The sequence below is a fragment of the Paractinoplanes atraurantiacus genome, from assembly GCF_900215205.1.
In the GTDB taxonomy this organism is placed as follows: domain Bacteria; phylum Actinomycetota; class Actinomycetes; order Mycobacteriales; family Micromonosporaceae; genus Actinoplanes; species Actinoplanes atraurantiacus.
The window spans coordinates 379,417-396,676 of sequence record NZ_OBDY01000001.1 but is presented as its reverse complement, the minus strand read 5'-3'; the positions used below and the strand labels follow the sequence as shown (position 1 = coordinate 396,676).

Annotated in this window: 19 protein-coding genes; 9 read left to right on the top strand and 10 right to left on the bottom strand. The window is 69.4% G+C overall.

The genetic code is table 11. The features are described 5' to 3' along the window. Positions 1–25: 25 nt before the first annotated feature. The gene (locus CRP55_RS01740) at positions 26–682 is read left to right on the top strand and encodes a class I SAM-dependent DNA methyltransferase (RefSeq protein ID WP_097317665.1); all 657 of its coding nucleotides are present in this window, start codon (positions 26–28) and stop codon (positions 680–682) included. Positions 683–724: 42 nt separating this feature from the next. Here the strand turns inward: CRP55_RS01740 and CRP55_RS01735 are convergent, their stop codons facing one another. Genes CRP55_RS01735 through CRP55_RS01725 form a run of 3 tightly spaced genes read right to left on the bottom strand, consistent with a single transcriptional unit; the run spans position 725 to position 4,389 of the window. Then, complete coding sequence (locus CRP55_RS01735) at positions 725–2,329, bottom strand: glycoside hydrolase family 13 protein (protein ID WP_097317664.1); 1,605 nt, start codon at positions 2,327–2,329, stop codon at positions 725–727. A gap of 32 nt (positions 2,330–2,361) precedes the next feature. Beyond that, complete coding sequence (locus CRP55_RS01730) at positions 2,362–3,402, bottom strand: LacI family DNA-binding transcriptional regulator (protein WP_097317663.1); 1,041 nt, start codon at positions 3,400–3,402, stop codon at positions 2,362–2,364. Between the two features lie 9 nt (positions 3,403–3,411). Beyond that, positions 3,412–4,389: a Gfo/Idh/MocA family protein gene (locus CRP55_RS01725; protein WP_097317662.1), complete on the bottom strand. Its 978-nt coding sequence runs from the start codon at positions 4,387–4,389 to the stop codon at positions 3,412–3,414. Positions 4,390–4,433: 44 nt separating this feature from the next. Between CRP55_RS01725 and CRP55_RS01720 the strand changes: the two genes are divergently transcribed. Continuing rightward, positions 4,434–5,228 carry an NUDIX hydrolase gene (locus CRP55_RS01720; RefSeq protein ID WP_438865745.1) on the top strand — a complete coding sequence of 265 codons (795 nt, stop codon included), beginning with the start codon at positions 4,434–4,436 and terminating at the stop codon, positions 5,226–5,228. A 30-nt stretch (positions 5,229–5,258) separates the two neighbouring features. Here the strand turns inward: CRP55_RS01720 and pstB are convergent, their stop codons facing one another. The 6 genes from pstB to CRP55_RS01690 form a co-directional block, all read right to left on the bottom strand. Then, a complete protein-coding gene (pstB, locus tag CRP55_RS01715) occupies positions 5,259–6,035 on the bottom strand; it encodes a phosphate ABC transporter ATP-binding protein PstB (RefSeq protein WP_097317660.1) in 777 nt (258 codons plus the stop codon). A 12-nt stretch (positions 6,036–6,047) separates the two neighbouring features. Beyond that, positions 6,048–7,130: a phosphate ABC transporter permease PstA gene (gene pstA, locus CRP55_RS01710; RefSeq protein WP_097317659.1), complete on the bottom strand. Its 1,083-nt coding sequence runs from the start codon at positions 7,128–7,130 to the stop codon at positions 6,048–6,050. Then, positions 7,127–8,197, bottom strand: a complete 1,071-nt coding sequence (gene pstC, locus CRP55_RS01705; protein ID WP_097317658.1) for a phosphate ABC transporter permease subunit PstC — start codon at positions 8,195–8,197, stop codon at positions 7,127–7,129. The genes pstA and pstC overlap by 4 nt, the downstream gene beginning before the upstream one ends. Positions 8,198–8,239: 42 nt before the next feature. Further along, positions 8,240–9,334: a phosphate ABC transporter substrate-binding protein PstS gene (gene pstS / locus CRP55_RS01700; RefSeq protein ID WP_097317657.1), complete on the bottom strand. Its 1,095-nt coding sequence runs from the start codon at positions 9,332–9,334 to the stop codon at positions 8,240–8,242. Between the two features lie 258 nt (positions 9,335–9,592). Continuing rightward, the gene (gene mshD, locus CRP55_RS01695) at positions 9,593–10,471 is read right to left on the bottom strand and encodes a mycothiol synthase (protein WP_097317656.1); all 879 of its coding nucleotides are present in this window, start codon (positions 10,469–10,471) and stop codon (positions 9,593–9,595) included. Positions 10,472–10,479: 8 nt separating this feature from the next. Next, the gene (locus CRP55_RS01690; protein ID WP_179854978.1) at positions 10,480–11,202 is read right to left on the bottom strand and encodes a winged helix-turn-helix transcriptional regulator; all 723 of its coding nucleotides are present in this window, start codon (positions 11,200–11,202) and stop codon (positions 10,480–10,482) included. A gap of 221 nt (positions 11,203–11,423) precedes the next feature. Here CRP55_RS01690 and CRP55_RS01685 point away from each other — a divergent pair, with 221 nt between their 5' ends. The 5 genes from CRP55_RS01685 (at position 11,424) to CRP55_RS01670 (ending at position 14,744) form a co-directional block, all read left to right on the top strand. Further along, positions 11,424–12,398, top strand: coding sequence for a hypothetical protein (locus tag CRP55_RS01685; protein WP_097317654.1), 975 nt, complete (start codon positions 11,424–11,426; stop codon positions 12,396–12,398). A 62-nt stretch (positions 12,399–12,460) separates the two neighbouring features. Continuing rightward, positions 12,461–13,252: an LmeA family phospholipid-binding protein gene (locus CRP55_RS01680; RefSeq protein WP_097317653.1), complete on the top strand. Its 792-nt coding sequence runs from the start codon at positions 12,461–12,463 to the stop codon at positions 13,250–13,252. A gap of 70 nt (positions 13,253–13,322) precedes the next feature. Further along, complete coding sequence (locus CRP55_RS56155) at positions 13,323–13,400, top strand: Ms5788A family Cys-rich leader peptide (protein WP_360248245.1); 78 nt, start codon at positions 13,323–13,325, stop codon at positions 13,398–13,400. A gap of 160 nt (positions 13,401–13,560) precedes the next feature. Next, the gene (locus CRP55_RS01675) at positions 13,561–14,409 is read left to right on the top strand and encodes a sulfurtransferase (RefSeq protein ID WP_097317652.1); all 849 of its coding nucleotides are present in this window, start codon (positions 13,561–13,563) and stop codon (positions 14,407–14,409) included. A gap of 2 nt (positions 14,410–14,411) precedes the next feature. Beyond that, positions 14,412–14,744 (top strand): DUF1416 domain-containing protein, encoded by a 333-nt coding sequence (locus tag CRP55_RS01670; RefSeq protein ID WP_179854977.1) that lies wholly within the window; start codon positions 14,412–14,414, stop codon positions 14,742–14,744. Between the two features lie 50 nt (positions 14,745–14,794). Here CRP55_RS01670 and CRP55_RS01665 read toward each other — a convergent pair whose 3' ends face one another. After that, on the bottom strand, positions 14,795–15,091 hold the full coding sequence (locus tag CRP55_RS01665) for a GroES family chaperonin (RefSeq protein ID WP_097317651.1): 297 nt from the start codon (positions 15,089–15,091) through the stop codon (positions 14,795–14,797). Between the two features lie 157 nt (positions 15,092–15,248). Here CRP55_RS01665 and CRP55_RS01660 point away from each other — a divergent pair, with 157 nt between their 5' ends. After that, positions 15,249–16,493, top strand: a complete 1,245-nt coding sequence (locus CRP55_RS01660; protein ID WP_438865757.1) for an AI-2E family transporter — start codon at positions 15,249–15,251, stop codon at positions 16,491–16,493. 42 nt (positions 16,494–16,535) lie between these two features. Beyond that, a complete protein-coding gene (locus CRP55_RS01655; protein ID WP_097317649.1) occupies positions 16,536–17,150 on the top strand; it encodes a hypothetical protein in 615 nt (204 codons plus the stop codon). Positions 17,151–17,260 lie beyond the last annotated feature (110 nt).

Sequence of the window (17,260 nt, the reverse complement as noted above, 5' to 3'; positions counted from 1 at the left end):
GTCGCCACGGAAGGGACAACGGGGAATGGACGCCGGTACCGAGGAATTGCGGGACGCGCATGACGTGCTCTCGGAGTGGTACGCCGAGAAGCTGACCGGCGTGCTCGAGAGCATGCCCGTCGAGCGGGCGATGCTCGACTTGTTCGCCGAGCTGACCTTGGCGGTGGGCACGGAGGTCGCTGATGTGGGCTGCGGCACCGGCCGCCTTCTGCCCTACCTCGCGGGCCGGGGCCTGTCGCCGCGCGGCGTGGATCTCTCGCCCAGGATGGTGGAGGTGGCACGACGGGACAACCCCGGCTTCGACTACGCGGTCGCCGAGCTGCGCGAGCTGCCGTTCACCGACGCGTCGCTGGCCGGGGTGGTGTGCTGGTTCTCGCTGATCTTCCTGGCGCCGGACGCCCGGGTTCCGGCCTTCGCCGAACTCGCCCGGGTCGTGAAGCCGGGCGGATATCTGGTGGCCGCGTTCAAGCACGGCGACGGCGCCCGGCACCGTAACGCTCCGGGCAGCGTCGTCGCGAGCCTCGGCATCGACTTCGACCGGTACTGGCTCTCCGCCCGGGAGATGGAGGACCGCTTCGCCGCGGCGGGATTCACCTTGGTCTTCGAGGGCCGCACTCCGCCCGAGGGATCGGATCCGCCGTACGGCTACATGCTGGTCCGCCGGACCGCGTCCGGCCGATGAGAGGCGCCAGGCCGGGACCGACCCCCGGCCTGGCGAGTTCTCTCAGATCTGCCACCACACCGTGGTGTCCGGGGGGAGCTCGATCTCGGTGGGCGTGCCGCCGATCGGGCCGCTCGTCAGCAGCAGCTCGCCCGGCGGGGTGAAGCGGACCGGGGCCGCGCCCATGTTGACCGTGCAGCGGAAACCGGGGCCCCGGTCGAGCACGAGCAGGCCCTCGGGGGCCTCCGGCCATGCCAGGTCGTCGCCCGACAGGAGCTTGCGGCGCAGGGCCAGGGCGTCCCGGTACAGGGTCAGGGTGGAGCCGGCGACGCCGTCCTGGGCCTCGACGCTCAGCGACGCCCACGAGGCCGGCTGCGGCAGCCATGAGGGGCCGCCCTCGGGGCCGAAGCCGTACGGGGCCGTCGTGCCCGACCAGGGCAGGGGGACGCGGCAGCCGTCGCGGTAGCCGTCCTGGCCGGTCGCCCGGTGGAACGCCGGGTCCTGGCGTACCTCCGGCGGCAGGTCGATCACCTCGGGCAGGCCCAGCTCCTCGCCCTGGTAGAGGTAGGCCGAGCCGGGCAGGGCCAACAGCAGCAGCGAGGCCGCCCGGGCGCGGCGCAGGCCGGCCACCGGGTCGACCTCGGTGGGCTTGCGGCCGGCGACGTCTCCTTCGTTCTTCTGAAGGAGACGGTTGGTGTGCCGGACCACGTCGTGGTTCGACAGCGTCCACGTGGTGGGTGCGCCGACGGCCCGCATCGCCGCCAGGGAGGCTTCGATGACCGAACGCTGGGCGGTGGCCTCCCACGGGGTGGCCAGATAGCTGAAGTTGAACGCCTGGTGCAGCTCGTCGGGGCGGACGTAGTCGGCCACCCGGGCCAGGCTGGGCGCCCACGCCTCGGCCACCGCGATCCGCTCGCCCTGATATTCGTCGAGGATGCGCCGCCAGCTGCGGTAGATCTCGTGCACGCCGTCGCGGTCGAAGCAGGGGCTCTCGCCGACGTCGAGCAGGTGCCATTCGGTGGCACGGCCGATGTCGGGCAGGCCGGCCTCCTTGACCAGGCCGTGCGCCACGTCGATGCGGAAACCGTCGACGCCCAGGTCGAGCCAGAACCGCAGGATGGTGCGGAACTCGTCGGCCACCGCGGGGTGGTCCCAGTTGAAGTCGGGCTGCTCGGGGGCGAACAGGTGCAGGTACCACTGCCCGTCGGGCACCCGGGTCCAGGCGGGGCCGCCGAAGATGGAGGGCCAGTCGTTCGGCGGAAGATCGCCACGGCCGTCGCGGAAGTGGTAGCGCTCGCGCAGGGGCGATCCCGGGCCTTCCGCGAGGGCCTGCTGGAACCACGCGTGCTGGTCGGACGAGTGGTTGGGCACCAGGTCGACGATCACGCGCAGGCCGAGGTCGTGCGCGTCGGCGACCAGGTCGCGCGCGTCGTCGACCGTGCCGAACAGCGGGTCGACGACCCGGTAGTCGGCGACGTCGTAGCCGGCGTCGGCCTGCGGGGACAGGTAGAACGGCGAGAGCCAGACCGCGTCGACGCCGAGGTCGCGCAGGTAGGGCAGCCGGCTGCGGATGCCGGGCAGGTCACCGACGCCGTCGCCGTTCGCGTCGGCGAAGCTGCGCGGGTAGATCTGATAAATGACAGCGGACCGCCACCACGAATCACTCATGACCGTGACCGTAGCAGGATTACTAACTCGTGTTACATCACCGGTTTAGCCGTTGAATCGCGGACGATCAGCGTGGTACCGAGCACCTGGTGCGGATGTTGGTCCTCGCCCCGGATGGCCGAGATGAGGAAGTCGGCGGCGGTCCGGCCCTTGGTCACGATCGGCTGCCGTACGGTCGTGAGCCGCGGCCGGAACCACGCCGACTCGGCCAGATCGTCGAAGCCGGTCACCGCCACGTCGCCCGGCACGTCCAGCCCGAGCTCGGCCAGCGCGTCCACCGCGCCGTAGGCCAGCACGTCGGACAGGGCCAGGATCGCGGTCGGCCGGGGGTCGCGGCTCATCAGCTCGCGGGCGGCGCGGAAGCCCTCGGTGCGCGACACCGGCACCTCGGCCAGCGCCACGTCGTCCATGCTCAGCCCGGCCTCGGCCAGGGCGTCGCCGATGCCGGCCAGGCGGCGCCCGAGCGGGCCGCGGTAGCCGCGGGTCAGCGGACCGGGGTCGATGGAGAGCACGGCCAGCCGCCGGTGGCCCAGCTCGAGCAGGTAGCGGGCCACCTCGTACGCCCCGCCGCGGTCGTCGACGTCGACGCTCGGCGCGTTCTCGTAGCGGTCGCTGTCGATCAGGACGAACGGGGCGCCGCGCCGCTCGAGCTCGGTCACCTCGGCGCCCTCGGTCTGCAGGCCGCAGACGATGAAGCCGTCGGCCGCGGCGACCGGGATGGCCTTGAGCACCGAGTCCTGCAGCGGCGGGCTGAGCAGGAGCGTGTAGCCCTCCTGGTCACAGACCTGGCCGACACCCATCAGGAACCGGGCGTAGTACGGGTTTTCCAGCACCTGGGCCAGTTTCTGCGGCAGCAGGACGCCGATCGAGTTGGTGGCGCCGGACTGCAGCATCTTGGCCAGCGGGCTCGGCGTATATCCGAGCTCGCCGGCGACCGCGAGGATGCGCTCGCGGGTCGCCGACGAGAGGCGCTGCGGATTGTTGAAGGCGAACGAGACGGCGGACCGGGAGACTCCAGCGGCCTTGGCCACATCGCTCGACGTCGGCTTGCCGCCGACCTTTCTCGACGGCATCAAGTCACCTTAGTAGACGACGCCGATCTCTTCGCGGATCGTGTCGAGCAGAGTCATGATCTCCAGCGTGGTGGCGTGCGGCATGAGCGGGCTCTCCTGCTCGCCGGCGATGATGGCGCGCTGCACCTCGGCCGCCTCGAACTGGTAGCCGCTGCCCTCGAACGGGAAGTCGTAGGTCTCCGGTGCCTTGCCCGCCCGGTGCAGCTGGAACGAGCGCGGCACGAAGAAGCCCGACGGCAGCTCGATGCGGCCCTCGGTGCCGGTGATCGTCGCGTTGTTGCGGCTCTCGCCGTTGATGCTGCATGTGATCGCGGCGACCGCGCCCGGCTGGTAGCCGAGCAGGACGCCGGTGTTCTCGTCCACCCGCTCCGGGGTCAGGTGGGCCCAGGCCTGCACCGAGGCCGGCGCGCCGAGGATCAGGTGGACCAGGTTGATCGGGTAGACGCCGAGGTCGAGCAGGGCGCCGCCGCCCAGCTTGGGGTCGCGCAGCCGATGCTCGGCGTCGAACGGGCCCTGAAGGCCGAAGTCGGCGTGGATCGCGCTGACCCAGCCGATCGCGCCCTCCTCGACCAGCTCGGCGATCTTGCGGATGGCGGGGTTGAGCCGCATCCACATGGCCTCCATGAGGAAGACCCCTTTGTCCCGCGCGGCCGTGATCACCTCGGCCGCGGTGATCAGGTCGAGCGTGATCGGCTTCTCGACCAGGACGTGCTTGCCGGCCTCGATGCAGAGCAGGGCGGCCTCGGCGTGGAAGGCGTGCGGCGTGGCGATGTAGACGACGTCGACGTCCGGGTCGGCGGCGAGGTCGGCGTACGAGCCGTGCGCGCGGGCGAAGCCGAACCGCTCGGCGAACGCGGTGGCGGTCTCCGCCGAGCGCGATCCGACGGCGGCGAGCTCGGCGCCGGGCACGAGCGGCAGGTCGGCGGCGAACGTGGCGGCGATCCCGCCGGGGCCGAGAATGCCCCAGCGAACCTTCTGTGCGGTCATGATCGCTACGGTATCGTCCGCGCCTGCCTCGGTGGGAGGATCGCGTGGTGACCGACTCGACACCATTCAGCCTTCCGCCCGCAATGGTTCAAAGGGCACGCGAGTTCCGCGGCACTCCGGCTCCGGTCCGCGACGCGGCCACCGTCGTGCTTCTGCGCCCTTCGGGCGATTCCTTCCAGCTGTACGTCCTGAAGCGCGCCACCACGATGGTCTTCGGCGGCCTCTACGCGTTCCCCGGCGGCGGCGTGGATCCGTCGGACCGCCCTCTCACCATCCGCGACGACTGGTCCCGGTTGCTGGGCGTGCCCGACGAACAGGCCCGGGCGGTCGTCGGCGCTGCGGCGCGGGAGCTGTTCGAGGAGGCCGGCGTCCTGCTGGCCGGCCCGATCGAGCAGCCCGACCGCACGATCAGCGATGTGAGCACCGCCGAGTGGGAAGCGGAGCGAGCCGCCTTGGCCGCGCGCGAGATCACGCTGACCGAGCTCCTCCAGCGTCATCACCTGCGCCTGCGCGACGACCTGCTCTTCCCGTGGGCCCGCTGGATCACGCCGGAGTTCGAGCCGAAGCGGTTCGACACCTGGTTCTTCGTCTCGCTCCTGCCGGAAGGCCAGACGGCCCGCGACGTCTCCGGAGAGAGTGACGGCACCCAATGGTCCGGCCCGGCAGCCGCGTACGGCCTGGCCATGCTCCCACCGACGCGCTCGACCGTTGACTCGTTACGACCGTACAAAAAAATAGCGGAAGTCATCGCCGCCTCGAGCCGCCGCAATGCCGCGACGCCCGTCCAGCCTCGCGTCGAATTCACCGAAGACGGCGGCGCCCTGCTGCACATTCCGTAGCAGCAGGGCGCTTTTCACCAGAAGAGGAGATCAGCCGAAGCGGCCGGTGATGTAGTCCTCGGTCTTCTTCTCCGACGGATTGCTGAAGATCTTCTGCGTGTCGTCGTACTCGATCAGGCGGCCCGGGTCGCCGGTCTTGTCGATCGAGAAGAAGCCGGTCTTGTCGCTGACGCGGGCGGCCTGCTGCATGTTGTGCGTGACGATGATGATCGTGAAGCGGTCCTTCAGCTTGAACATCAGGTCCTCGATGGCCAGCGTCGAGATCGGGTCGAGCGCCGAGCAGGGCTCGTCCATCAGCACGACCTGGGGCTCGACCGCGATGGTGCGGGCGATGCAGAGACGCTGCTGCTGACCACCGGAGAGGCCGGCGCCGGGCCGGTTGAGCCGGTCCTTGACCTCGTTCCAGAGGTTGGCCGACTTGAGCGACTGCTCGGCCGCGTCGTCCAGCACTGACTTCTTCTTGACGCCGTTGAGCTTGAGGCCGGCGACCACGTTCTCGTAGATCGACATGGTCGGGAACGGGTTGGGCCGCTGGAAGACCATGCCGATCAGCCGGCGGACCGCCGTGACGTCCACGTCCGGGTCGTAGATGTTCTGGTCGTCGATGGTGAGCCGGCCCTCGATGCGGGCGTTCGGCAGCACCTCGTGCATGCGGTTGATGGACCGCAGGAACGTCGACTTGCCGCAGCCCGACGGTCCGATCAGGGCGGTGATCGTCTTGGGCTCGACGGTCATCGAGATGCCGTCGATCGCCTTGAAGTTGCCGTAGTACGAGCTGACGTTGCTCGCCTCGATGCGCTTGGCCATGGGGGATACCTCTTAACGGAGACTCGAGCGGCGGGCGAGCAGCTTGGCCGCGATCGTCAGGACGAGAACGAGAGCGACCAGCGTGAGCGCGGCGGTCCAGGCGCGGGCCGGCGCGTACCGCGAGGCGTCGGCCGCCTGCTGGTACACGAAGAGCGAGAGCGACTGCTGACCGCCCGAGAACGGGTCGAAGTTGATCGCCGCGGCGCCGCCGGCGACCAGCAGCACCGGAGCCGTCTCGCCGGCCGCGCGGGCGATGGCCAGCATGACGCCGGTGACGATGCCGGGCAGCGCGGTCGGCAGGACGACCTTGACGATCGTCTTCCACTTCGGCACGCCGAGCGCGTACGCGCCCTCGCGCAGCGGGCCGGGCACCAGGCGCAGCATCTCCTCGGTGGACCGCACGATCGTCGGCAGCATCAGCACCGTCAGGGCCAGCGAGGCGGCGAAGCCGGAGAACTGCGGCGTCCCGTTGTTGAACCACGGGCTGACGATGAGCACCCAGAACGACAGGACGAAAAGGCCGGCCACGATCGACGGGATGCCGGTCATGACGTCGACGAAGAAGCGGACCGTACCGGCGAACTTGCCCTTGCCGTACTCGACCAGGTAGATCGCGCCGAGCACGCCGAGCGGCACGGCCATCAGCGCGGCGATGCCGACCTGCTCCAGGGTGCCGATGATGGCGTGGTAGGCGCCACCGTTCGGGTCCCGGGCGCCGATGTTGTTCATCGAGCTGCCGAAGAAGTCACCGTCCAGGCGGGACACGCCCTTGGAGACCAGCGTCCACACCACCGAGGCGAGCGGCAGGATCGCCAGCACACAGGCGCAGTAGATGGCCGCCTGCCACATGCGGTTGCGCGCGGCGCGCGGTCCCTCGATGCGGCCGGCGATGACCTGGAGGCCGATCAGGTAGAACACGACGCCGAGGACGACGACGAGCACCCAGTTGCCGATGCCGGTGGGGAACACGATCGCCGCGGCGATGGCCAGAGCGGCGACGGCGATGCCGATGTTGTAGGCGACCGGCAGCTTCCTGGTCCGGATGTTGTCCGGCGTCATGACGACGTCGGACGCCTCGTTCTGCAGAAGGGTCATGCCGCACTGTCCCGGAACTCGCGCCGACGGTAGATGATCGCCCGAGCCGCCATGTTCACCACGAGGGTGATGGCGAAGAGGACGAGACCCGAGGCGATCAGGGCGCCGCGGCCGGTCTCGTTGGCCTCGCCGAAGGCGTTGGCGATGTTGGCGGCGATGGAGTTACCGCCGTTCTCGATGACGTTGAACGAGATGTTGAAGACCACGCCGAGGGTCAGCGCCAGGGCGATCGTCTCGCCGAGCGCGCGGCCGAGGCCGAGCATCACGGAGGCGATGACGCCGGGCTTGCCGTAGGGCAGGACCGCGGTGCGGATCATCTCCCACTTGGTGGCGCCCAGGGCGAGGGCGGCCTCCTCGTTCATGCCGGGGGTCTGCAGGAAGACCTCGCGAGAGAGGGAGGTGACGATCGGCAGCACCATGATCGCCAGCACCAGGGAGCCGAGCAGGACGGAACGGCCGAACGGGCCGTCGCCGCCGAAGATCGGGATCCAGCTGAAGTACTTGTTGAGCCACTCGGAGAAGTTGCGGACCGGCTCCATGAAGACGTCGCGGCCCCAGAGGCCGAAGACGACACTGGGCACGGCGGCCAGCAGGTCGATCACGAAGCCCAGCGGCGTGGCCAGCCGCTTGGGCGCGTAGTGCGACAGGAACAGAGCGATGCCCAGGGCGATGGGAACCGCCACCAGCAGGGCGATCACCGAGGTCAGCACGGTGCCGAAGGCCAGGGCCAGGATGCCGAACCGCGGCTCGGTCTCGTTCGGGAACCACTGCTTGAAGGTCAGGAAGTTCTCTTTGTCGGCGCTGATGGCCGGCACGGCCTTGGAGATCAGGAAGACCGCGATGGCCACGATGATGACCAGCACCATCGCGCCCGCACCCACGGAGAGACCCCGGAAGCCGCTTTCCATCGAGAAGCGCTTCTTCTTGGGGAGGGCGCCACCGCCGCCGAACGGGGGTTCTTCGTAACTGCTCGGTGATACGCCGAGGCCGGCGGCCCGGGTGTGGCTTTCTGTCACACCCAGGTCGCCGGCGGTGGCGTTCTCCGAGCGGGAGGGGTAGTCACCCATCTGCTCGCTCGCTGTCGTCTCGGAGGGATTTAAGGCTGACGATCAGGAGATCGAGGCGACGGCGGTCTCGACCTTGGACCGGATGGTCTCCGGCAGCGGGGCGTAGCCGAGGTCGGTCAGCGCGTCCTGGCCACCCTTGCTCGAGGTGTAGGTGAAGAAGGCCTTCAGCGAGGCGGCCTTGGCCGAACCCTTGCTGCAGACGATCTCGTAGGTCGCCAGGACGATCGGGTACGCGCCGGCCGTGGTGGCGTTGTAGTCGATGCTGAGGGCGAGGTTGTTGCCGGTGCCCTTGATCGAGGCGCCCTCGATGCCCTTGCCGGCCGACTCGGCGGTCAGCTCGGTGTACTCGCCGGCGCCGTTCTTGACCTTGGCCTTCTGGAGGTCGCTGTTCTCGGCGAACGAGAGCTCGACGTACGAGATCGAGCCCGCCGTGCTCTTGACCGCGCTGGCCACACCGTCCGACTTGGCCGCACCGGTGCCGCCCTTGGCCTTCCAGGCCTTGGCGTTGCCGTAGGTCCAGTCCTTCTCGGCGGCCTTGCTCAGGTACTTGGTGAAGTTGTCGGTCGTGCCCGACTCGTCCGAGCGGTGCACGGCGGTGATGGTGGTGTCCGGCAGCTTGGCGCCCGAGTTCTGCGCGGCGATGGCCGGGTCGTTCCACTTGGTGATCTTGCTGTCGAAGATCTTGGCGAGGGTCGGCGCGTCGAGCTGGAGGCCGTCGACACCGTCCAGGTTGTAGACGACCGCGATCGGGCCGACGACCATCGGGAGGTTGAGGGCGGTGCCACCGGCGCACTTGGCGTCGGCCTGCGGCTGCTCCTCCTCCTTGAGGGCCGAGTCGGAGCCGGCGAAGTCGGCGGTGCCCGCGATGAAGGCCTGGATGCCGGCGCCGGAGGCGGTGGCCTCGTAGTTGATCTTGGCGTCGGAACACTGCGACTGGTACTTCTTGATCCACTCGGCCATGGCGTTCTTCTGGGCCGAAGAACCCTGGGCCGTCACGCTGCCCGCAACGCAGTTGGCGGAAGCAGCCGAAGCGCCGCTGTCACCCGACGGCTCGTTGTTGTCCGAGCCGCACGCGGTGAGAGCGAGCGTCGCAGTCAGAGCAATGCCGGCGATGTAACCGGACCGCTGGAGCTTCACAGTTTTCCCTTCAGGGGTGGGTGCTAGCCGGTGTCGCACCGGCAACACAACGAAAGCTAAGCAGGCGAGGTAGCCGGTTACCTGGCCATTGGTGAACTGGCGGTGAACACGTTTCCGCCGGAACATGGCCTTCCCCTGAGGGCGAGTTGTCCGTTGCGTGAACTGAGTGACTAGAGACCGAAATATCCGACTTATACGGGCGGTAGTTACCGCCCTGAGATACGGCCTTGTCCTGTTCGTGACTCGTGAGAATGCGCGTCAGTGACGCTGATAACTCACGTCGGTTTTGAAGATCTCGAAGCCCAGACGGCGGTACAAAGCGACCGCGGCGGCATTCGACTCGTCGACATAAAGGTTGGAAACAGTGAGCCCCTGCGCGGCCAGATGGCGCAGACCGGCCACGCTCAGCGCGGCGCCCAGGCCCTTGCGGTGACCACTCGGGTCGACGCCGAGCACGTAGATTTCGCCCAGCGCCGGATCGTCGCCGCTCGCCGGGTGAACCTTGGTCCAGTGGTAGCCGGCCAGCTTGTCCTCGTTGTCGACGGCCAGCAGGAAGCCGGCCGGGTCGAACCACGGCTCGGCCTCGCGCAGCGACAGGTCGTCGATGGTCCAGCGGCCCTGCTCGGGGTGGTGGGCGAACGCGCGGGCGTTCACCGCCAGCCAGGCGTCCTCGTCGGAGCCCACCCGGAAGCCGCGCACGGTCAGGCCGGCGGGCAGCGGGATGTCGGGCAGCGGCTCGAGCAGCGAGCGGCGCATCTGCCACAGGACGCGCACCCGTGCGAAACCGGCTTTTTCCGCGAAAGCCTGCGCACCGGGCTCGTCGCCGTGAGCCCAGAAGGTCAGCGGGCCGTCACCGGCGGCCGCGAGCAGCGCCGCGCCGTGGCCGCGCCGGCGCTGGGCCGGATGAACAAAAAGCTCGCCGGAGGCGTCCTCGAGGAACGCGTATCCGACGAGCTCGCCGTCCTGGGCGGCCAGGAGATGCCGCTGTGTGGCGGGGTCGCCCCCGCCTCGTACACGCAGAACCACATCCTCGGAGAGGGGATAGACACCGTCGGCCTTTTCCGCGGCGGCGGCCAGCGCGAGAACGCCGGCCGCCTCCGTGGACGTCAGCCGATCCGTGGAGCGGATCTCCGTCATGGGTGGTCTCAGACCGGCAGCGAGACCGGCTCGTTGTCCGGAAGCTGACGGCCGGACGGCGGGACCACGAACTTGTAGCCCACCTGGCGGACCGTGCCGATCATCGACTCGTACTCCGAGCCGAGCTTGGCCCGCAGGCGCCGCACGTGCACGTCGACCGTGCGGGTGCCGCCGAAGTAGTCGTAGCCCCAGACCTCACGCAGCAGCTGGTCGCGGGTGAAGACCCGGCCCGGGTGCTGGGCGAGGAACTTGAGCAGCTCGAACTCCTTGTACGTGAGGTCGAGCGGGCGGCCCTTGAGCTTCGCCGCGTATGTGTCGGGGTCGATGTTGAGCTCGCCGGCCCGGATCGACCCGCCGGCGCCGGCGGTCGCGTTGCTCAGGCGGCCGACGCCCAGGCGCAGCCGCGCCTCGACCTCGGCGGGACCGGCGCTGGCCAGGATGACGTCGTCGACGCCCCAGTCGGCGTTCAGCGCGATCAGGCCGGCCTCGGTCACGACCGCCATCAGCGGAACGCCGATGCCGGTCGCGTGCAGCATGCGGCACGTGGCGCGGGCCTCGGAGAGCTCGGAGCGCGCGTCGACCAGGACCGCGTCGGGGCTCGGGCCGGACACCAGGGTGCGGACATCACGGGGGGCGGTGCGTACGGAGTGGGGAAGCAGATCCAGCGCGGGCAGCACGGCGGAAGGCTCACCGGCACGTGCCGTCACCAACAGAAGGATTTCCACACTCACCTCCGTCCTTGCGGCTTTCTACGGCCGCACAGGGTGACTCATCGGCGTAGTTGTTCCCGGCGTCACCGACGGGTGGGCTGCGCTTACCTTAACCGATCCACCGCCTCGAACACCTCGATCGTTTGCCCGAGTGACGTAGTGAACGCTCCCACGGTGGCCCCGTAACCGGCCTTTTACCTTCCGGGCCCGGGTCTGGAAGGATCGCTGCCGTGTTCCCCTCCATGCCGCAGGACGACCCCTGGGACGCCGACGCGTCGCGCGAGATCGCGCGCTCCGGCGGCAAGCGGCCGCCCTCCGGCGTCCACCCCGACGACGAGCCGATCCACGACGACGAGCTCGAGGACGACGAGTTCGAGGAGATCGAGGTCGTCCCGGTCCGCCGGCAGCTCTCGCTGGCCATCGCCGGTTTCTCCGGCCTGCTGGCGATCGGTCTGATCCTCGGCGCGCAGACCTCCGCACCGGACGCGCGCCTGCCGTACGCCATCGTCCTGTTCGGGGTCCAGGCTCTTTATCTGATCGCCTGGATCATGGCGCTGCGCCCGGCGCAGGCCGCGATCACCGCCGGCGTCAGCGGCGTGGTCGCGCTGATCGCCGACTATCTGGCCGTCACCCGGGCCGAACCGGAGCTGCTCCCGCTCTTCTGGGTGCTGCTCGGCGGGTTCGTGGTCGCGTTCATCGCCCAGCTGATCCGCTCCGACGACCGGGCCCGGGCCCGCGACTCGTGGCGGGCCACACTGGCCATCGTGGCCGGCGTGGTCGCGTACGCGATCCCGATCCTGCTCACCCGGCAGGAGTCCGGCGCACAGACGCTGACCATGTGCGTGACCGCGGCCGGCGTGGCCCTGGTGGTCGCCCGGGCCACCGACGCCGTGCTGCCCAAACCCCGCATCGCGGCCCAGGTGCCGCGCGGCGCGGCCGGCGTGGTGCTCGGCGCGATGCTGGGCACGCTGGCCGCGGCCGCCCTCGGCAGCGTGCTGGTGCTGCCCTTCACCCCGGCCAAGGGCGCCGTGATCGGCCTGATCGCCGTGGTCGCGGCCCACCTGGTCGACCTGGCCGTCAACTTCGGGCAGGCCGGCCGCCGCCTGGCCGGCGACGCGCCCACCTTCTGGGTGGCCCGGCACATGCAGGGCCCGCTGGGCGCTTTCGCCCTGATCGCCACCATCGCGTACGCGGTGACGCACTGGTACCTCACCTGACCGTTTCGCGGGCCGGTGGAACGGGGCATGTACCTTTTCGTCGTCGCTTCTGAGGAGGTCCGGTGGGCGAGGTGTACGGGACGCAGCAGCGGCCCCGCAAACGGCGTGGGCGCCGCCTGCTCATCGGCCTCATCGTCTTCCTCGTCCTGATCGGCGTGCTCCTGGTGGTGGCCGACCGGGTCGCCGCCTCCTACGCCGAACGCGAGATCAGCGACCGGGTGACCGAGCAGGTCGCCCAGCAGCAGGCGACCAGCGAGAAGCCGGACGTGACGATCGAGGGCGTGCCGTTCCTGACCCAGGTGCTCGACGGCAACTACCAGGAGATCCACATCAAGCTGCCGAACTTCTCCGGCCCCGCGGGCAACGGCGGCACGATCAAGACCGACCTTCTTGATGTACGGGCGACTGACGTGAACGCCCCGCTCGACACGCTCCGCAGCGGCAACGGCGACATCGTGGCCGGCGCGGTCACCGGCACCGGCACCATCGACTACGACCAGGTCGCCCAGCTGATCAACCAGCCCGGCCTGAAGCTGGCCGAGCAGAACGGCAAGCTGGTCGGCACCGCGCCCGTGCAGGCGCTCGGGCAGACCTTCGACGTCTCCGGCGCGGCCACCGTGGAGGTCAAGGGCGACGTGGTGCAGATCCGGTTCTCCGACGTGACCGCCGAGGGCCTGCCCAACGTGCCCCTGGTCAAGAACCTGATCGCCTCGTACGTCCAGAAGCTCGCCGTCGACCTGCGGGTCCCGGCGCTGCCGCTCAACCTGAAGGTGCAGAAGGTGGAGCCGCAGCCCGACGGCCTCCGCTTCACCGCCGGGGCCACCAACGTGTCACTGAACACCGGCGGACTGTGAGCCCGGCCATGTTCCCGGATGGTGGTCGAGTCTGTTACCACCCCGTGAACCGCTGGTAGGGTCACATTTCATGAGCCCCTTGCTCACCAAGAGGCGCGCGGTCGACCTGTGCCGCGTGGCCGCCTGCCTGTGTTGCTCCGTCCTCTGACGGAGCCACTAGTGCTGAGCAACTTCTAGCTCGTTTCATCGGCAGTGGCGCCGTCGCACGACAGCACGAGATCCCTTTTCTTCTCCACTTGGGTCCCGCGCGCGGTGCGACACGCTCGTGCGCTGACTCTCCCCCATCTCCATCGACAGGGAGTGAACCGATGAGTCGCGACACCGCACTCGTTTCGGCCGACTGGGCCGAGCAGAACCTCGACACCCCGGGCATCGTCTTCGTCGAGGTCGACGAGGACACCACCGCCTACGACGGCGGCCACATCCCCGGCGCCATCAAGATCGACTGGAAGAAGGACCTCCAGGACCCGGTCCGGCGCGACTTCGTCAACCAGGAGCAGTTCGGCGCGCTGCTCTCCGAGCGGGGCATCAAGAACGACGACGTCGTGGTGCTCTACGGCGGCAACAACAACTGGTTCGCGGCGTACGCGTACTGGTACTTCAAGCTTTACGGCCACGGCGACGTCAAGCTGCTCGACGGCGGCCGCAAGAAGTGGGAGCTCGACGCCCGCCCGTACACCAAGGACGTGCCGGTCCGCGAGAAGACCAGCTACACCGCGTCGGCCCCCGACCTGTCGATCCGCGCCTTCCGCGACGAGGTCGTGCAGGCCATCGGCGTGAAGAACCTGGTCGACGTGCGCAGCCCCGACGAGTTCGCCGGCCGCCTGCTCGCGCCGGCCCACCTGCCGCAGGAGCAGTCGCAGCGCGGCGGCCACATCCCGACCGCGATCAGCGTGCCGTGGAGCAAGGCGGCCAACGAGGACGGCACCTTCAAGTCCGACGAGGAACTCGCCAAGATCTACGGTGAGGCCGGCCTCGACGGCAGCAAGGACACCATCGCCTACTGCCGCATCGGCGAGCGCTCCTCGCACACGTGGTTCGTGCTCAAGGAGCTGCTCGGCCAGCAGAACGTGAAGAACTACGACGGTTCCTGGACCGAGTACGGCTCGCTCATCGGCGTGCCGATCGCCCTCGGCGACGAGCCCGGAAAGGCCTGACCATGACTTCTCCGTCCAACACGGCGGCCGGCTGCGCCGCCCCCGACCAGTCGGCCCCGCTGCCGGCCGGCGTCGACCTGACCCGCGAGACCGTGATCACCGGCATCGTCAGCACCGCCTCGGGTGAGGCCGTCGCCGGCGCCTACGTCCGGCTGCTCGACGGCTCCGGCGAGTTCACGGCCGAGGTCGTCACCTCGCCCGAGGGCGCGTTCCGGTTCTTCGCCGCCCCCGGCTCGTGGACGCTGCGCGCCCTGTCGCGCGGCGGCAACGGCGAGGTCATCGTCGACGCCACGGTCGGCGTCAACGAGGTCGGCCTGAGCGTCGCGCCCGCCTGATCTTCGCTTCGCTTTTCGCGGCCCCCGGTTTCTCCGGGGGCCGCTTTCCTTTACAGATAGAGGCCAGTTCCATCGGACTCGACCCGGCTCGCCGCCACGGCGTGCACGTCACGCTCCCGCAACAGCACGTAGCCCTTGCCGTGCAGCTCCACCTCGGAACGGTCGTCGGGATCGAACAACACCCGGTCACCGACGACGATCGAGCGCACGTTCGGCCCCACGCCGACCGCTGTGGCCCAGGAGAGACGGCGGCCCATCGACGCGGTCGCCGGAATCACGATGCCCGCGGTGGACCGGCGCTCCCCCTCACCCCCGTCCTGGCGGACGAGGACGCGATCGTGCAGCATGCGGATCGGCAATCCGCTCTCGGTACGGGTGTCGGTGCTCACGAATGCAGACGGTACGCCTGGTTTTGCCGGTGCCGCCTGCGGGGATCTACCGGCGTCGGACTACTACGGTGGTGGTTGCTTACAGCAATCGCGAGGGGGTAGGCGGTTGAGCCGCTTGGAGCGAGTCCGGGAGAACCTCCGGAAGGCCTACGACTCCGGTCGCGAGTCGGTGCGCCAGGCGCGCGCCGACGACAGCGCGACCGAGTCCGACACCGAGGTCGAGTTCGCGCCGCCCCCGCCCGAGCCGGAGGACGTGCACTACTCGACCAACAGCCGCGACGACGCCGAGGTGCCACACTCGCTGCGCATCGCGGCCGCCTGGGGCTGGCGGCTGATCGTGGTCGGCCTGGTCGGCTGGGCGCTGCTGCGCTTCATCGGCATCATCAGCGTGGTCGTCATCCCGCTGTCGATCTCGCTGCTTCTCTCGGCCCTGCTCTCACCGGCCGTGGCCCTGCTGCGCCGCTTCCTGCCGGCCTCGTTCGCCACGTTCCTGGTGCTGATCTGCGGCCTGGCCGCCGTCGCGGGCACCCTCACACTGGTCATCAACCAGTTCGTGAACGGCCTGCCCGAGCTCACCAAAAACGCGAGTGAAGGCGTACGGCAAATTCAGGAATGGTTGAAGACGGGCCCGCTGCACCTGTCCGACGACCAGGTCAACCGGGCCATCGACAACGCGCAGACCTGGGTCAACGCGCACACGGCGCAGCTGACCTCGACGGGCATCTCCACGGCGGCCACGGTCTTCGAAGTGCTGACCGGCATGCTGCTGGTCCTGTTCTCGACGTTCTTCTTCCTCCGCGACGGCCGCAAGATCTGGCGCTTCGTCGTACGCCTCTTCCCGGTCAACGCCCGCTGGTCACTGGCCGACGCCGGCGACGCCTCCTGGACCACCCTGGGCTCGTACGTGCGGGCGACGGTCCTGGTGGCCTTCATCGACGCCGTCGGCATCGGCATCGCCCTGGTCATCCTGGACATCCCGTTCCCGTTCCCGCTGGCCGCCCTGGTCTTCCTCGGCGCCTTCATCCCGATCGTCGGCGCCAGCGTCTCCGGCGCGGTCGCCGTGCTGGTCGCCCTGGTCGACCAGGGCTGGGTGGTCGCCCTGATCGTGCTCGGCGCGGTCATCCTGGTCCAGCAGGTCGAAGGCCACATCCTCCAGCCCCTGATCATGGGCCGCGCGGTCGCCATCCACCCCCTGGCCGTGATCATCGGCATCGCCTCCGGCGTCGTCGTGGCCGGCATCATCGGCGCGCTCATCGCCGTCCCGCTGATCGCCGTCCTCAACACGGGCATCCGCCGCCTGGCCCGCCGCCGCCCCGAAATCCCCCCGGACGCGGTGGTGGTCACCGGAGGCAACGCTTAATTCGCTTGGCGTACGGACACGGCTCGCTCTACAACTCAGGCAATGAATCCTGACGACGTAACGCGAGCCGTGTCCCTTTCCATCGACACCCTGTCCGCCGCGCTGAAAGGCGACTGGAACGTTCCGGCCGGCCCTCTCACGTGGACCTGCTGGGAGACGGCCGAACACATGGCCGACGACCTTTTCACGTACGCGGCCCAACTGGCCCCACCCACCCCGTCGACCAGCACGTACCTGCGCTTCGGCTGGCAACATCGCCGCCCCGCAGGCCCCGGCCTGACCGTGTTCGTCGACCCCGCCGAGGGCACACCGGCCCTGCTGGAAGTCCTCGAGTCATGCGGCGCGATGCTGGCGGCGGTGGTCACCGCGGCCCCACCGGAAAAACTGTCGTTCCACAACTACGGCGCCTCGAACGCTTCCGGATTCGCCGCAATGGGTGTGGTCGAGGTCCTGGTGCACACCAACGACATAGCCCTCGGCCTCGACCTACCGTGGACGCCGCCGGCGGAACTGTGCGCCGGCGCCCTGGGGCGGCTGTTCCCCTGGGCCCCCACCGACACCGACCCGTGGCAGACCCTGCTGTGGGCGACCGGCCGCTCCGAACTGCCAGGACACGAGCCCCAGACGTCGTGGCGCTGGAACGGCGCCCCCGCTTGACCCAGCGCACCCCAGCTCAACGCACCCCCAGCACGCCGCACCCCAACTCGGCGTGCCCCAGCCCAGCGCACCCCAGCTCAACGCCCCCAGCGCGCCGTACCCCAGCCCAG

Coding starts and splice junctions, on each gene's coding strand:
- mshD (WP_097317656.1), bottom strand. CDS start 10,471: ATGACGGAGATCCGCTCCACGGATCGGCTGACGTCCACGGAGGCGGCC.
- CRP55_RS01675 (WP_097317652.1), top strand. CDS start 13,561: ATGAGTCGCGACACCGCACTCGTTTCGGCCGACTGGGCCGAGCAGAAC.
- pstB (WP_097317660.1), bottom strand. CDS start 6,035: ATGGCCAAGCGCATCGAGGCGAGCAACGTCAGCTCGTACTACGGCAAC.
- pstA (WP_097317659.1), bottom strand. CDS start 7,130: ATGACCCTTCTGCAGAACGAGGCGTCCGACGTCGTCATGACGCCGGAC.
- CRP55_RS01730 (WP_097317663.1), bottom strand. CDS start 3,402: ATGCCGTCGAGAAAGGTCGGCGGCAAGCCGACGTCGAGCGATGTGGCC.
- CRP55_RS01725 (WP_097317662.1), bottom strand. CDS start 4,389: ATGACCGCACAGAAGGTTCGCTGGGGCATTCTCGGCCCCGGCGGGATC.
- pstC (WP_097317658.1), bottom strand. CDS start 8,197: ATGGGTGACTACCCCTCCCGCTCGGAGAACGCCACCGCCGGCGACCTG.
- CRP55_RS01670 (WP_179854977.1), top strand. CDS start 14,412: ATGACTTCTCCGTCCAACACGGCGGCCGGCTGCGCCGCCCCCGACCAG.
- CRP55_RS01740 (WP_097317665.1), top strand. CDS start 26: ATGGACGCCGGTACCGAGGAATTGCGGGACGCGCATGACGTGCTCTCG.
- CRP55_RS56155 (WP_360248245.1), top strand. CDS start 13,323: ATGAGCCCCTTGCTCACCAAGAGGCGCGCGGTCGACCTGTGCCGCGTG.
- CRP55_RS01735 (WP_097317664.1), bottom strand. CDS start 2,329: ATGAGTGATTCGTGGTGGCGGTCCGCTGTCATTTATCAGATCTACCCG.
- CRP55_RS01665 (WP_097317651.1), bottom strand. CDS start 15,091: ATGCTGCACGATCGCGTCCTCGTCCGCCAGGACGGGGGTGAGGGGGAG.
- CRP55_RS01655 (WP_097317649.1), top strand. CDS start 16,536: ATGAATCCTGACGACGTAACGCGAGCCGTGTCCCTTTCCATCGACACC.
- CRP55_RS01685 (WP_097317654.1), top strand. CDS start 11,424: ATGCCGCAGGACGACCCCTGGGACGCCGACGCGTCGCGCGAGATCGCG.